Source organism: Microbacterium sp. Soil_C_42 (genome assembly GCF_057656735.1).
Genome location: NZ_JBDGJU010000011.1, coordinates 42,286 through 56,578, shown reverse-complemented (window position 1 = coordinate 56,578; position 14,293 = coordinate 42,286). Strand labels below are relative to the sequence as shown.

The following is a 14,293-nucleotide window of genomic DNA, read 5'->3' as shown; positions in this document are numbered from 1 at the left end:
ACCCCGACAGTCCGGCCCAGAGCAGGAACCATTCCCTAATCAGCAGGAATGAGTACAATGCCTGCGGTCTAGGCTCGGGAGCATGGCGAGCGAACCCACGACCGTGACCATCACCGGCGGCGGCGGCCAGATCGGCTACGCGCTGATGTTCCGCATCGCTGCGGGCGACATGCTCGGCCCGGATCGTCCGGTTCGGCTGCGCCTGCTCGAGATCCCCCAGGGCATGCGCGCGGCCGAGGGTGCGGCGCTCGAGCTGCAGGACTGCGCGTTCCCGCTCCTGACCGACGTCGACGTCACCGACGACCCGCTCACAGCCTTCGACGGCACCCGCATCGCGATGCTCGTCGGCGCGCGGCCGCGGACGGCGGGCATGGAGCGCGGCGACCTGCTCGCGGCGAACGCCGGCATCTTCGGGCCGCAGGGCGACGCGATCGGCGCGGTCGCCGACGACGGCGTGCGCGTCGTCGTGGTGGGCAACCCCGCGAACACGAACGCGCTCATCGCCGCAGCATCCGCGTCGCCCGACATCCCGTCCGAGCGCTTCACCGCCCTCACGCGCCTGGACCACAACCGCGCCGTCGGCCAGCTCGCCGAGGCGCTCGGCGTCGCTCCGGGCGACATCGCCGACGTCGTGATCTGGGGGAACCACTCGGCGACCCAGTTCCCCGATGTGTCGCACGCGATCCTGCCCGACGGGATGCCGGTGGTCGAGGCGCTGGCCGATCGCCTCGGCGGCGAGGCCGCAGCGACGGCGTGGCTCGACGACGTCTTCATCCCGCGGGTGGCGAAGCGAGGAGCCGAGATCATCGAGGTGCGCGGCTCGTCGTCGGTCGCGTCCGCGGCGAACGCCGCCATCGATCACGTGCGCGACGAGCAGCTCGGCACCCGCCGCGGCATGACCTCGGCGGCGGTCGTCTCACGCGGCGAGTACGGGGTGCCCGAGGGACTGGTGTGCTCGTTCCCCGTCACCTCACGCGGCCACGACGACGGCTATCGCGTCGTCGAGGGACTCGACCTCGACGACCGCGCACGCGCCAGGGTCGCGGCATCCGTCGACGAACTCGCCGCGGAGCGCGACGCGGTCCGGGCGCTCGGCGTGCTCTGACGCGATCGACGGTTCGCCGGAGACCGGAACGGGCCCGGCAATAGGCTCTGAGTCGTGGAAGCCCTGATCGTCGTCATCCTCGCGATCGTGGTGATCGCCCTCGCGACGGCGGTCGCGCCCAAGCTCGGGATCGCGGGGCCGCTGATCCTCGTGCTCGTCGGCGGCGCGGTGAGCCTGCTGCCGTTCCTCGAGATCCCCGAGATCAACCCCGAGTTCATCCTCGTCGGCGTGCTGCCGCCGCTGCTCTACTCGGCGGCCGTCTCGCTCCCCGCGATCGAGTTCCGCCGTGACTTCGGACCGATCGCGGGCCTGTCGTTCCTGCTCGTCATCCTGAGCTCCGTGCTGCTCGGGTTCTTCTTCATGGCCGTGATCCCCGGCATCCATCCGGCCATCGCTGTCGCGCTCGGGGCGATCCTCAGTCCCACGGATGCCGTGGCCACCTCGATCGTCAAACGCCTGGGTGTGTCGCGCCGCGTGGTGACGATGCTCGAGGGCGAGAGCCTGCTCAACGACGCGACGGCACTGGTGCTGCTGCGGACCATGATCGCCTCGGTCGGACTCGCGGCCAGCGTCACCGGCGACACCCGCATCGGGTTCGGCTTCCTGCCGGCGTTCGCGTGGGGGGTCGTCGTCGCGGTCGTGGTCGGGGCGATCGTCGGGTGGCTCAACCTGCGGCTGCGGTCGCTCATCAAGAACTCCGCGGCGAACACCGCGATCGGCTTCGTGGTGCCCTTCATCGCGTACATCCCGACCGAGGAGCTCGGCGGCTCCGGCCTCGTTGCAGCTGTCGTCGCGGGCATCGTGACCGGCCAGGGTGCGGCCCGGTGGTTCACGCCCGAGCAGCGACGATCGGATGAGCACAACTGGCACACCATCGAACTCGTGCTCGAGGGCGCGGTGTTCCTCGTCATGGGCCTCGAGCTCAGCGACATCGTCGAGCAGAACGTCGAGCAGCACAACGGTCTCGGGACCGGCCTCGCGATCGCGCTCGGCGCGCTGGCGATCATCATCGCGGCGCGCGCCGGGTACGTCTCGCTCCTGGTGTGGCTGCAGAGCCGCCGCGCCCGCGGGCGGCAGCGCACGCGCCTCGAGGCCATGAACACCCGGCTCGACCAGATCGCCGACGGCTCGGTCGTGCCGGACCCGCGATATCGCAGCCGTCGCGGCGAGGCCTCCTTCGACGACCCGCGTGCGCAGCGGCGTCTCTCCTCGATGCGGTCTCGCGTCTCGCGAGCGCTCAGCGACCTCGACTACTACCAGGCGTCGCCGCTCGGCTGGAAGCACGGCGCGATCATCGTGTGGGCCGGCATGCGCGGCGTGGTGACGCTCGCGGCGGCCCAGACGATCTCGAGCGACGTCACCGACGACCGGGCGCTGCTGGTGTTCATCGCGTTCGCGGTCGCCGTGGGCAGCCTCATGCTGCAGGGCTTCACGCTGCCCTGGCTCGTCAGGGCGCTGCGACTCGAACGGCCGGGAGACGACAGCCTCGACAAGGCCGAGCAGTCGGCCCTCGACGACGAGCTGCGCGACGCCGCGATCGACGCGCTGTCGAGCCCCGCGCTGCGCCGCCGCGACGGGTCGGCGTTCGACGAGGAGCTCGTCGAACGGATCGGCAGCCGCATGGTCGACCCGCCCGACGACGCCGACGGGCTCCCGACCCGCGACCTGCTGGAGCTGCGGCTCGCGATGATCGAGGCGATGCGCGGGCGCCTGAACGAGCTGTCGTCGGGCGGCGAGTACTCGACGCCCGCCCTGCGGCACGCGCTCGCCGAGCTCGACGCCGACCAGCTCAGCCTCGAGCTGCGCCTCGACGACGAAGGGGACTGAGCGCAGACCTGCGCCGCGCTCACGCGTTTCGACTCGCAAGCTCGCTCAACGACCGGGAAGCCGGGTGAGAGAATGGGGATCGAGCGAGGGGGCCTCACATGAGCGAGACGACGAAGACGCCGGATGCCGCGCACACGCACGCGGCGGCGGCTCCGGGGTCGGTCGCTGCCGACACCGCGCCGCTGCATCTGCCGCACCAGGCGGCCGAGTGCCCCAAGTGCTTCACCGAGCTGCAGCAGAACCGCAACTGGTGGCTCGCCCAGCCCGCAGGCTCACGTCTCGTCGGGCTCGTGATCTCACGCGACGACATGCCGTCCGTCGTCGAGCAGCGGGGCGACCTCACGCGCTTCGGCGTGCCCATCGAAGGCTTCCGCCACCCGGCTCCCGAGACCCTCGAGTCCTGGGAGGACCGGCTCGTCCGCCTGTTCGGCACGCTGGTGCGGGGCGACGTGCTCGTGGTCGCGAACGTGCACGCCCTCGGCCGTGACATCGACGAGGAGACCCGCACCGTCGCGGAGCTGCACCGCCGCGGTGTGGTGGTGAAGGTCGTGAGCCACGGCGGGCGCCACCTGTACGACGCCGGGCGCTGACCCGCCTCGCCCCGTCAGCCGACGACGTCGCGATTCAGGCCTCGTCCGCTTCCGCCCCACCGCGCAGCGAGCTCTCGCGCTCGACATCCAGAAGGGGGAGGTCGTCGCGTGTGACGAGGCGTGCCGCGATCGCGTGCTCCACGAGCCGCACGCGGCGGTTCGTGGCGTACGAGCGGACGCCGCCGCGCATGCCGGGCACGCCGGCCCGATCGAGCTTGTCGCACACGTTGTCGAGCTTGCGGTTGAAGCGCGTGAGCGTCCAGCCGAGCCGTTCGGCGGCCTGCGCCGACGTCGGCAGTTCGCTCATGCCGGTGCCGTCGCGCCGCAGCACGGGTTCGGCGAGCGCGAGGATCATGACGCGCTGACTGTGCGTCAGCGGCACCTCGCCGATCGTCGAGAGGCCGTCGTCGTCGGCGGCCGGCTGCGTGTCGCGGAAGGCCGGCTCGGCCGCGTGGATGGTGAGCTCGTACGTCGTCGGGCCAGCACTGAAGATGACGGATGTCGCGGCGAAGACGAGCGGCAGCCGTGCACCCGGTGCGAGCCAGGCCTGCACCCTCCCGCCCGCATCGGTCACCGTCGCCGACAGGCGCGAGCCGACGTTCGAGAGCAGCCAGAGCCCTTCGACGTGCTGGATCGTGAGGAAGTTGCGGTGCAGGAACAGATTGTCGTCGATCGCGAGGTCGCCCTCGCGGCCCACCGTGAACACGGTGCCGGGTTCGACGGAGAACTCCTCGCCCGCGAACTCGACCCTGAGCTCGTCGACCTCTGCGGCTGTCACGGCGTGCACCCCCGGGTCGGGTCGGTCTGCTGCTGCCCGTTGGCGCGCACCAGCGTGACGTCGACACAGGTCGGCCCCGTCGCCGCGGCCGGAACGGTGATCTCGGGAACCTCGACCGGCTCGGCCTCGCCCGTGCTGTCGGCCAGCGAGACAGCCTCGACGATGTAGAAGTCTCCGTCCTGGGGGTCGGGGTTCGTCCACGTGAACGTCACGCCGCCGTCGACCGGCGCACCGACGACGGCGGTGACGGCCGGCACGGTGGACGCAACCACATCCTGCGGCTTCGACGACTCGCTCGGCTCCGGCTGCTCCTGGGCGGTGCCCGACAGGATGCCCGGCAGCGACACCCCGACGATGATCGCGACGATCACGAGCGCGGCGGCGCCGAGCCCGATCCAGAGTCCCGTGCGACGGCGACGCGGGGGCGCGGCATCCCTCTCCTCGGGAGGGGGCGCGTCGAAGGCGGGAGCGCGGAGGATCGTCTCGTCGAGCGACACCGGCAGGCCGACCTGATCGCGCCGGACCGTCTGCTCGTACGCCGACGGCGGGGGCGCGGCGCCCCGGCGGGCGACGGTCTCGGTCTCGGCCTCGACGGGCGTGGGGTCGAACCGCGGCGCGACGGCGGCGGCGCTCGGCGCCGTGACCGCCGACGGGCGGGTCATGCCCGCCGCGGGGGTCGTCTCGGGGTTGATGCTGACGACGCCGCGGACACGGGTGAGGCCGTCGTCCTCGTCCTCCTCGATGTCCTCCGGGATGTGGTCGTCGAGGATGTCGATCGGGGTGACCGAGTGCGACAGCTCGATCTGCACCGTCTGCAGCGCCCGCGCGAGAGCGAGCGCGCTCTCGTAACGGTCGGCGGGCGCCTTCGCCATCGCACGCTCGAGGACGCGTCGCAACGACACCGGCACGTCGGCGCGACCGAGCGCGGGAAGCGGCAGCGTCTCGATGCGGTGGATGAGCTCGGCCGCGCCGTTGCGCTGACCCGGCAGCTCGAAGGGCGAGCGCCCGGCCAGGAGCGTGTAGACGGTCGCCCCCAGCGCGTACACATCGGAGCGAGGGTCGCTGCGGGGCACGTCGGCGAACGACTCCGGCGGCGACCACGGGATCGACAGGCCCGCCGACTCGGCGGCCGCGTTCGTGGTCGATGCGATGCCGAAGTCGGTGAGGGCCGGGCGGTTGTACTCGGTGACGAGGATGTTCGCGGGCTTGATGTCGCGGTGCAGCACGCCCGCGCGGTGCGCCGTCTCTACGGCGGCCGCCACCTGCACGCCCACGCGCAGCGACTCAGCGATCGAGAAGGGCTCGCGGCGGTACCGCACCTGCAGGTTCGGCCGCGGGCAGTACTCCATCACGAGGTAGGGGCGGCCGTCCTTCGCGGCGCCGGCCTGGTAGATCGTGACGATCGCCGGGTGCGTCGACAGCATCGCCATGACATTCGCCTCGGCGGTGAACTCCTCGACCGAGCCGCTCGACATGCGATCCGTGAGCAGCACCTTGACCGCGACCCGGCGTTTCGGCAGCTGCTGCTCGTACAGGAACACGTCGGCGAAGCCGCCCGAGCCGAGCAGGTCGACGTAGGTGAAGCCGGGAAGATCCGGCGGCGCCATGGGCGCGCGCTTGGCGCTCACGACAGCCCCTCGATCGCGACGGTGATGCCGTCGCCGAGGTCCAGCACATCGCCGGGGATCACGACCGTGCTCTCCCCCGGGTGCAGCCGCACGGGGTCGGCGCCCTGGCGCAGCAGCGTCGTGCCGTTCGTGGTGCGCAGGTCGGTCGCGACGATGCTCTCGCCCTCGACGCGCAGTTCGACGTGGCTGCGCGAGATGTCCTGCTGCGGACTGTCGACGGCCACCAGGTGGGGCAGGTCGGTGCCGCTCACGCGCGTCGAGCGCGGACGCCGGCCGACCACGACGGTGCGGTCGAGTGAGACCACCTGCCCCGTCGACACCCTGATGCGTCCCGGGGCGGGCGGGCGCGGCGGCGCGAGCGGCGCGGGGGTCGAATCGATGGGGAACCCGGATGCTGCGGCCCCGGTCCCCGCCGCTTCACGCAGCGCACGGGCCTGGGCCAGCGAGATCGTCGCGCCGTCGTGGTCGCCGGCGGGCGCGGGAGCCTCGGCGGAGGCGCGGTCTTCGTCCTCGCCCTCGGCCGCGCGGTCGCCGTCGGCAGAGCGGATCACCGTCGCTCCCCAGAGGTCGTCGAAGCCGGTGGTCGAGGTGACGTCCGCTTCGGCGGCCGGGGTCGCGATGGCGGAGGCCCCGACGGGCGGGGCGAGGGCGGAGTCCAGGGGAAGCAGCGTCTCGCCGTCGGTGACCGATGGGACCGCGCTCGAGTCGATGAGCGCCCCCGGCTCGCCCGGCTCACCCGGCGTCATCGGCGCTGCCGAAACACGGGCCGGTTGCCCGACATGCGGGGCCGAGGCATCCGTCTCCGGTGTGTCGCCGTCACCGACACGTGTCTCGGCGACGAGGGAGCGGTTCAGACCGGCCGGCACCGGAAGCCGGCGAGCACCGGGCGCAGCGTCGCCGGGAGCGACCTCGCCGGGAACAGCCCCGGCGGGAGCAGCCCCGGCGGGAGCGACCTCGGCGAGTGCGGCCCCGGCCGGAACGCTACCGGCAGCCGACGTCGCAGCTACCGGTGCGGCATCCCATTCGATCCGGCTCGCCAGCACGATGCCGTCGGCGATCTCGAACTCGGCCGGTGCCTCGGACCCGGGCGTCGCGAGCGCGACGCGCACCGCACCCGGGATGACGCGCTCGGTCCACGTCGTGACGCCCGCGCCCGACACGCGCTCGGACGCGGCGCCGTCGACGTCGAACGCGAAGTCGCCGCGCACGGCGACGCGGACCCCGTCGTCGTCGGCGAGCGCCACCGCGAACGCGGGGATCGCGGTGAGAGACGCACCGTACGCGCCGGTGAGCGCTTCGAGGACGCCGCCGAGGCCCCGGCCGTCGGCGAGCACCGACCGGATGCGGGTGAGCAGCGACGCCGAGGCGCCAGGCTCGAGCGCGGCGAATCCGCGCGGCGTGACGGCGACCGGTGTGGTTCCCGGAGCGTAGAGCGTGGGCATCAGAATCCTCCCGCGAACACCGCGCGGGGCAGCGTGTCGCCGTCGATGTCGACGTCGTCGGCGGTGTCGGCGGCGTTCACCGGCACCGTGTCGCGCTCGCCCGCGCGGCTCGTGCGCGTGCGCACCGCGAGGGCGTCCACGACGATCGCCGTGATGTTGTCGCGGCCGCCGCGCACCATCGCCTCGTGCACGAGCCGGGTCGCGGCCGCCTGCGGGTCGGCCTCGGCGAGGAGGATGCCGTGGATCGCGTCCTGCTCGAGCTCGCCCGAGAGTCCGTCGGAGCAGACCAGGATGCGGTCGCCGTCCTCGGCCGGGATGAGCCAGTAGTCGGGCTCGGCGTCGCTGCCCGCCCCGATCGCGCGCGTGATCACGTTGCGGCGGGAATCGCGCTGTGCGGCGTCGGCGGCGAGCTGCCCGCTGTCGACGAGCTCCTGCACGACCGAGTGGTCGACGCTCACCTGCTCGAAATGGCCCTCGCTGAGACGGTAGGTGCGCGAATCGCCCAGGTTGATCGCGAGCCAGTAGCCCTCGCCGTCGACATCGGCGATGACCACGCCCGCGAGCGTCGTGCCGGCACCCGCACCGGCCCCGGCCGGCAGCGCCGCGACGCGGCGGCGCGCGCCGGCGACGGCGGCCTGCACGTCGTCGATGGTCAGGCTCTCGCGACCGGTGAGGCCCGAGAACTCCTGGATCACTGTCGCGCTGGCGATCTCGCCCGCGTTGTGACCGCCCATTCCGTCGGCCACGAGGAACAGCGGCGACACCGCGAGGTGCGAGTCCTCGTTGATGCGGCGGCGCAGGCCCGCGTCCGTCGACGCCCCGAACGCGACCGCGATGGGCGGGGTGCTCCCGGTCATCATGCGAGCCCCACCGTCACGCGCCGGTCGCCGAACTCGAGTGCGTCGCCGTCGCGCAGGTTCGTGCGGACACCCGGCGTGAGCGGAATCCGTCCGCCGTCGCGGACGAGCGTCGTGCCGTTGGTCGAGTGGCGGTCGGCGATCCACGCGCCGGCGGTGTCGCCGCCGACCTCGAAGTGCGTCTTCGACAGCGACAGCGTCTCGTCACGCACGGGGATCGCGACCGCGCCGTCCTCGCTCGCGGGGTTGCGGCCGTAGAGGGTGCGCCCGTACACGGCCATGCGCGTGCCGTCATCCCACGTCAGCACCGCGAGCACCGGAGCGCCGTCGTACAGCGCGGCCCGCTGGGCGGGCGGCGGCACGACGATGCGCGTGGACTCGACGTCCTCTTCCACGGACGCCGGGACCAGGGATGCGGCGAACGCGGGCGCTGCGGCAGGCGCGATGCTGGCGGCGGTCGCAGGAGCGATGGTGGCGATGGCGCCGAGCGGCTCGGTCGTCGTCGCGGCCGGGAACGGCATCGTCACGCGGGGGAAGGGCTCGGGCGCTCGCGTGCCGAGAGGCTCGTGCGTGATCCACGGGACGTCGGCGATCACACCGGTCGGCACCGGAGGAGCCGGCCGCGTCGCGAGCGGGGCCCCCACGGGGGCGGCCGTGGATCCCGGTGCCCGCACGGGGGCCGCGGGCCGCAGCGGCGGCACCGGCGGCACCGGTGCAGCGCCCGTCGGATGCGGCAGGTAAGGGTTCGCGGTGGCGACGGCGGCGGCGGCCGAGGGCGCAGCATCCGCCTTCCGGATGTCGACGACCACCGCGCGCGATGCCATGTCGTGCCAGCCCTGACGGCGGCCGCTCGCGTCGAAGAGGGGCGTGAAGCAGCCGACCACGATCGACGCGGCGAGGCTGAACACGAGGTTGCGGAGGATCGCGCGCCAGAACCCGATCGGGGCGGCCGAAGAGGCGTCATGCAGGCGCAGCCCGAGGATGCGCTGCCCGATCGACCCGCCGCCGCTGCCCTGCATCGCCGAGTAGACGAGCCACCAGACGAACATCAGGAGGCCGATGCCGGCGTAGCCGATGAGGATCATGACCGCCAGGCCGTCGCGGCCCCCGGCGGGACCCGCTCCGAAGATGATGCCCACGACGATGCCGACCAGCACGGCGCCGATCACCCAGGCGACGCCGATGTCGATCGCGAACGCCCCCACACGGCGTCCGATGGTCGCCGCGGGGGCGGCGCCTGGCGGGCTCACGGTCATTCGTTCTCCTGTGGGGGGTGGGTGGAGCGCTCGGGTGCGCTCCGGGTCTTGCTGCCGCGGCGCGAGCGCCGGGTCGACGGCGGGGCCGAGACGGCGTCCGGCGCGTCGGGCTGCGCGGCGGCGACGGCGTCCGGCGTCGCCGCCGGCGTCGTGCGTGGGGCCCGTGCCGGGCGTGCGGGCAGGGCGAATCGCGTGCCTTCGAGGAGTGTACGGATGCTGAGCCTCGCGCCGAGACGCTGCCACACCGAGCGACCCTTCCCCATGCCCCCGACGATCTCGTCGACCTCTGTCCAGAACGCCGCGATGTCGTCGGGCGACGGCTCGGTCGGACCGAACACCTCGAGGTCGGCGCGCGAGGCCAGGGTCGCGACCCGCGGCTCTGCGAACGCGGCGGTGAGCACGCCGGCGTCCTCCTGGCGGGTGGCACCGGGGCGCACCGGCGCCCCGAAGTCCGAGGCGCGATCCACGAGCTCGTCCCACCCGCCGCTGATGCGGTCCGACGCGCGCTCCGCGTCACGGCGCTTGCGGCGTCGCGTGGCCTTGAGGGCTCCGATCACGATGAACGGCGCGAGCAGCACCGCGAGCAGGCCCACCAGGCCCGCGCCGATCGACACGATCGTCCACAGCAGGGCCGCGTCGAAGGCGTCCTCGTCTTCCGAGCCGCGGTCGTCGGCGACGGTCGGCGGCAGGTCGACGGGCTCCGCGGGAGGGGGCGGCGGCTGCAGCACCTGCGGCTTGGGGTCGGCCTTGGGCTTGGTCGTCTGGTCGCTCGGGACCTGGTCCTCGGGAGGCGTCGGATCGAACGGCACCCATCCGGCGCCGTCGAACGCGACCTCGACCCACGCGTGCAGCGTCTCGCCCGTCGCGGTGTAGACGGGCTCGCCGGCGGCGTCCTCGTCGGGGTAGAACCCCATCACGACGCGCGCCGGGATGCCGACCTGTCCGGCGAGCAGGGCCATCGCCGTCGCGTACTGCTCGTCGTCGCCCACCATCTGCTCCGAGCCGAGCAGCGTCGCGATGCGCTCGGCGCCGTGGCCGGCGCGCGAGAGGGGCTGGCCGGCGAGACCGTGGCTGAAGTATCCGCCCTCCGACAGCATCTGCTGCAGCGCGCGCACCTGCTCGACGGGCGTCTCGGCCTCGGCGACGGCCTTCGATGCGATGTCGGCCAGCGCCTCGGGAACGCCGACCTGCTTGGGCATCTTGAGCGGCGCGAAGCTCTGGTCCGCGAGCGCCTCGTCGCTCGGCACCTCGGGGATCACGGCGTCGAGCGTGTACGCGTCGCCCTTCTCGAGGCCCGAGGTGACGACACCCGTCGCGGTCGCCTCGTTGTAGTGCGCGGTGCGGCGGAGGTCGTCGGCGCGGTCGCCGTCGAACGTGACGCTGCGGACGGCACCGGCGTCCGGCATCCACACGCTCTCGAGCTCCCCGATCTCGACGTGCACCGTCGCGGGGGTGCCCTCGGCGTCGGCCGACATGTTGGTGCGGGCGGGCGCGAAGGCGCTGGACGAACCGCTGCCGTCGTCCGACACGTTGTACACGGTGCCGTTGTAGGCATCCATCGTCGCCAGGCGCATGCGGGCCCCCTCGGGCAGGCCGCTCACCGTGAAGAGGGGGTCGTCGGGGTGGTCGCGCACATAGGCGCGGAACGACTGCAGCGGGCTCGCGAACTCGCGGATGTCGAACGGCGGGATCACGATGTCGCGCAGCACGTATCGCGGTGACGACGGTGCCGCGAACCCGCTGGTCGCGACGCCGACGACGGCGGCGATCGCGACGACGGCGGCGCCCATCAGCACGCGACGCACGCCGGCGCCCGACTTGGCGGACCCCTCGCCGACCGGGATCGCGGCCGCCTGCGGCTGCCACGCCTGGCGCAGCGACAGCCACACCACGCCGGCGAGCCCGAACGCGATGCCCTGCACGACGGGCACGAACGGCTCGGACGTGCCGAGCGCGATCTCGATGGCGAGGAACGCAGCCGCAGGGATCAGTGCCCAGCCGGCGCTGCGCAGCCGCAGCGCGAGGGACGTCGTCAGCACCGCCGCGACGAGCGACAGGATGAACGGCACGATCAGGTGGCCGTCGTCGGTAGCCACCGGAGCGATGGTGGTGAGGAGCTGCTTCCACGACATGACCACGCCGAGCGCGAGCTGTCGCAGCGTCTCGAGGGTGGGGATGACGCCCACGACCGTCGTGTGCGGCAGCGCCAGCGCCCCGCCGAAGAGGAAGTAGACGGCGATCACAGCTGCCGTCAGCAGCAGGATCCCCCAGCGGAACAGCCGTCCGAGCACGCCCAGCCCCATGCCGAGCACGAGTCCGCCGAGCGCGGCGACGAGGTAGCTCGCGCCGTCGAACGTCGGCGCGAATCCGACGATCGGGATCAGCAGCAGCAGGGCGACGGCGCCGAGGTCGAGGATCCACCGGCGGGTCGGGAGCGCGTCCGTGCGCGGAACGCGCGGGTGGGATGCTGCGACCCGCGCGGGCGCGGCGGGCTCGGCACGCGTCGGAAGCGGCGTGACGGGCGCGCTCATGCGAGCACCTTCCGCAGCGCGTTCGGGAGCTGGTCGAGCGCGCCGAGGGTCACGACATCCGCGTCGCCGATCCTCCGCAGCGACGGCGCGGAGTCACCGGGCGACGCGACCACGGCGAGCACGCGCGCGCCGAACGGCAGGCGACTGCACGCGGTGCGCAGATCGTTGGAATCGACCTTGCTGCCGCACACCAGCACGACCACGCTCGCGAGGGGCAGCGTCGCGGCGACGACGCCGGCGAGCTCGACGACGGAGCCCGCCTTCGGCTTCGAATGCCCGAGCGCCGAGAGCGAGTCGAGGAACTGCTTGCCCGTGCCGGCCGGCAGCGCGCGCTCCTGCACCCGCACCTCGACGCGCTGCGAGTCGCGCAGGGCGCGCAGGCCCAGAGAGCCCGCTGCCGAGATCGCGAGCTCGAACTCGTCGTCGTCACGGTAGTCGCCGGGGCTCGTCGACAGGCCGATCACGAAGTGTGAGCGTCGGGTCTCCTCGTACTGGCGCACCATCATGTGGCCGGTGCGCGCGGTCGACTTCCAGTGCACGTGGCGGAGGTCGTCGCCGGGCTGGTACTCGCGCAGCGCGTGGAACGAGACGTCGTCCGGCGACAGGTCGGTGGCGGGAAGGCCCTCGAGGTCGCGGAGGAACCCGAGCGACTGCCCGTCGAACAGCACCGTGCGCGGGTGCACGAACAGGTCGACCGGCTCGTCGCGACGGTGCACGCGCTCGAAGAGGCCGAGCGGATCGCCGCGCACGACGCTCACCGGGCCGACCTTGACGACCGCGCGTCGCGACGTCGGGATGGCGAAGAGCTCCTCGGCGGATTCGCCGGCGGCCAGCCGGTTCACGTCGAAGACGCCGCGGCCGCCTCCGACCGGCAGCAGCACCCGCGAGGGGAGGATCGCGCGCGAGCCGGTGTTGGCGAGCGTCAGCGCACCGACAGCACGCTCCCCCACCACGACGCGCGTGCGGTTGAGGTCGAGCGACACGTCGTAGGCCGTGCGGCCGATGAGGAACAGCAGGCAGAGCGCCAGCACGACGGTGATCGAGATCGCGGCGACGGTGAGCTCCCACCAGCCGAGCGACTGACCGGCGATCCACAACGTGAGCGCACCGGCGATGAGCACCCAGGCGACGGGGCGCACGACCCCGAACACGCGGCCGAGCACGACGCCGGCGCGCCGCAGCGCGCCGAGCATCAGCTGCCCGTACCAGGCGCGGCGGTCCTGAGTGGCCGCCGGCTGCCCGAGTGCTTCCGTCGTCATCAGGCCGCGGACCTCGCCTGCGGTGCGGCGATCGACTCGAGGACGCGCCCGATGACGATCTCGGCCGAGGTGCCGGCGAACTCGGCCTCGGGGTCGAGCACGAGACGGTGCGTCCACACCGGCGCCACGAGCGCCTTGACGTCGTCGGGCAGCACGAAGTGGCGTCCTTGTGCGGCCGCGTAGACCTTGGCGACGCGGATCATCGCGAGCGAGCCGCGCACCGAGACGCCGACGCGCGTGGCGGGGTCGTCGCGGGTGGCCTCGGCGAGCTGCGCGGTGTAGCGCAGCACGGCAGGGTCGACGTGCACGGTGCCGGCGAGGTCGGCCATGTCGGCGACCGCGCCGGTCGTGATGATCGCCGGCAGGTGCGCCGACGGGTTGCGGTCGGCCGCGCCCGCGAGGATGCGCTCGGCCACCGCGAGGTCGGGGTAGCCGATCGAGGTCTTCACGAGGAAGCGGTCGAGCTGCGCCTCGGGCAGCTTGTAGGTGCCCGCCTGCTCGATGGGGTTCTGCGTCGCGATCACGAGGAACGGGCGGCCGACGTCGTGAGTGACGCCGTCGACCGTGATCCGCGATTCCTCCATGACCTCCAGCAGCGCCGACTGGGTCTTCGGCGAGGCGCGGTTGATCTCGTCCGCGAGGACGATCGAGGCGAAGACCGGACCGCGGTGGAACTCGAAGCGGTGCGAGGCCTGGTCGTAGATCGTGACGCCGGTCACGTCGGACGGCAGCAGGTCGGGCGTGAACTGGATGCGGCTGCTCGTGCCCTGCACCGTGGCCGCGAGCGCCTTGGCGAGGCTCGTCTTGCCCGTGCCCGGAGCATCCTCCAACAGCACGTGGCCTTCGGCGAGCATCGCCGAGAGCACCAGCGCCACGACCTCACGCTTGCCCATGAGGGCCTGGTCGACGTTGTCGACCAGTCGCGCGAAGGTGCCCTGGAACCAGGCCGCCTGTTCGGGGGTCATCGTCATGTTCGTCTCGTTCTCTCGTCGCGTGTCTTTGCTCGTCGGCTGTGCCGGG

At 72.9% G+C, this 14,293-nt stretch carries 11 protein-coding genes; 3 read left to right on the top strand and 8 right to left on the bottom strand.

The features are described from left to right. The first annotated feature begins 82 nt into the window (after window positions 1-82). The 3 genes from AC3A46_RS09085 (at window position 83) to AC3A46_RS09075 (ending at window position 3,522) form a co-directional block, all read left to right on the top strand. Entirely contained in the window at window positions 83-1,105 is a 1,023-nt protein-coding gene (locus AC3A46_RS09085; RefSeq protein ID WP_487664879.1) for a malate dehydrogenase, read from the top strand. A gap of 54 nt (window positions 1,106-1,159) precedes the next feature. Further along, complete coding sequence (locus AC3A46_RS09080) at window positions 1,160-2,932, top strand: cation:proton antiporter (RefSeq protein ID WP_487664878.1); 1,773 nt, start codon at window positions 1,160-1,162, stop codon at window positions 2,930-2,932. Window positions 2,933-3,030: 98 nt separating this feature from the next. Then, the gene (locus tag AC3A46_RS09075) at window positions 3,031-3,522 is read left to right on the top strand and encodes a dehydrogenase (protein WP_487664877.1); all 492 of its coding nucleotides are present in this window, start codon (window positions 3,031-3,033) and stop codon (window positions 3,520-3,522) included. Window positions 3,523-3,556: 34 nt separating this feature from the next. On the opposite strand, the gene AC3A46_RS09070 is transcribed toward AC3A46_RS09075, so the two are convergent. From AC3A46_RS09070 to AC3A46_RS09035, 8 genes are read right to left on the bottom strand one after another with little or no spacing between them, the layout of a single operon-like run. Beyond that, entirely contained in the window at window positions 3,557-4,309 is a 753-nt protein-coding gene (locus AC3A46_RS09070) for a hypothetical protein (RefSeq protein ID WP_487664876.1), read from the bottom strand. Continuing rightward, the gene (locus AC3A46_RS09065) at window positions 4,297-5,928 is read right to left on the bottom strand and encodes a serine/threonine-protein kinase (RefSeq protein WP_487664875.1); all 1,632 of its coding nucleotides are present in this window, start codon (window positions 5,926-5,928) and stop codon (window positions 4,297-4,299) included. Before AC3A46_RS09065 ends, AC3A46_RS09070 begins: the two co-directional genes overlap by 13 nt. Then, the gene (locus AC3A46_RS09060; protein WP_487664874.1) at window positions 5,925-7,370 is read right to left on the bottom strand and encodes an FHA domain-containing protein; all 1,446 of its coding nucleotides are present in this window, start codon (window positions 7,368-7,370) and stop codon (window positions 5,925-5,927) included. The genes AC3A46_RS09065 and AC3A46_RS09060 overlap by 4 nt, the downstream gene beginning before the upstream one ends. Continuing rightward, a complete protein-coding gene (locus AC3A46_RS09055) occupies window positions 7,370-8,227 on the bottom strand; it encodes a PP2C family protein-serine/threonine phosphatase (protein ID WP_487664873.1) in 858 nt (285 codons plus the stop codon). Before AC3A46_RS09055 ends, AC3A46_RS09060 begins: the two co-directional genes overlap by 1 nt. After that, window positions 8,227-9,483, bottom strand: a complete 1,257-nt coding sequence (locus tag AC3A46_RS09050; RefSeq protein ID WP_487664872.1) for an RDD family protein — start codon at window positions 9,481-9,483, stop codon at window positions 8,227-8,229. Before AC3A46_RS09050 ends, AC3A46_RS09055 begins: the two co-directional genes overlap by 1 nt. Next, window positions 9,480-12,014, bottom strand: coding sequence for a transglutaminase TgpA family protein (locus AC3A46_RS09045; RefSeq protein ID WP_487664871.1), 2,535 nt, complete (start codon window positions 12,012-12,014; stop codon window positions 9,480-9,482). The genes AC3A46_RS09050 and AC3A46_RS09045 overlap by 4 nt, the downstream gene beginning before the upstream one ends. Beyond that, window positions 12,011-13,273 carry a DUF58 domain-containing protein gene (locus AC3A46_RS09040; protein WP_487664870.1) on the bottom strand — a complete coding sequence of 421 codons (1,263 nt, stop codon included), beginning with the start codon at window positions 13,271-13,273 and terminating at the stop codon, window positions 12,011-12,013. The genes AC3A46_RS09045 and AC3A46_RS09040 overlap by 4 nt, the downstream gene beginning before the upstream one ends. Then, window positions 13,273-14,244 (bottom strand): AAA family ATPase, encoded by a 972-nt coding sequence (locus AC3A46_RS09035; protein ID WP_487664869.1) that lies wholly within the window; start codon window positions 14,242-14,244, stop codon window positions 13,273-13,275. Before AC3A46_RS09035 ends, AC3A46_RS09040 begins: the two co-directional genes overlap by 1 nt. Window positions 14,245-14,293 lie beyond the last annotated feature (49 nt).

Coding starts and splice junctions, on each gene's coding strand:
- AC3A46_RS09040 (WP_487664870.1), bottom strand. CDS start 13,273: ATGACGACGGAAGCACTCGGGCAGCCGGCGGCCACTCAGGACCGCCGC.
- AC3A46_RS09055 (WP_487664873.1), bottom strand. CDS start 8,227: ATGACCGGGAGCACCCCGCCCATCGCGGTCGCGTTCGGGGCGTCGACG.
- AC3A46_RS09060 (WP_487664874.1), bottom strand. CDS start 7,370: ATGCCCACGCTCTACGCTCCGGGAACCACACCGGTCGCCGTCACGCCG.
- AC3A46_RS09035 (WP_487664869.1), bottom strand. CDS start 14,244: ATGACGATGACCCCCGAACAGGCGGCCTGGTTCCAGGGCACCTTCGCG.
- AC3A46_RS09075 (WP_487664877.1), top strand. CDS start 3,031: ATGAGCGAGACGACGAAGACGCCGGATGCCGCGCACACGCACGCGGCG.
- AC3A46_RS09045 (WP_487664871.1), bottom strand. CDS start 12,014: ATGAGCGCGCCCGTCACGCCGCTTCCGACGCGTGCCGAGCCCGCCGCG.
- AC3A46_RS09085 (WP_487664879.1), top strand. CDS start 83: ATGGCGAGCGAACCCACGACCGTGACCATCACCGGCGGCGGCGGCCAG.
- AC3A46_RS09050 (WP_487664872.1), bottom strand. CDS start 9,483: ATGACCGTGAGCCCGCCAGGCGCCGCCCCCGCGGCGACCATCGGACGC.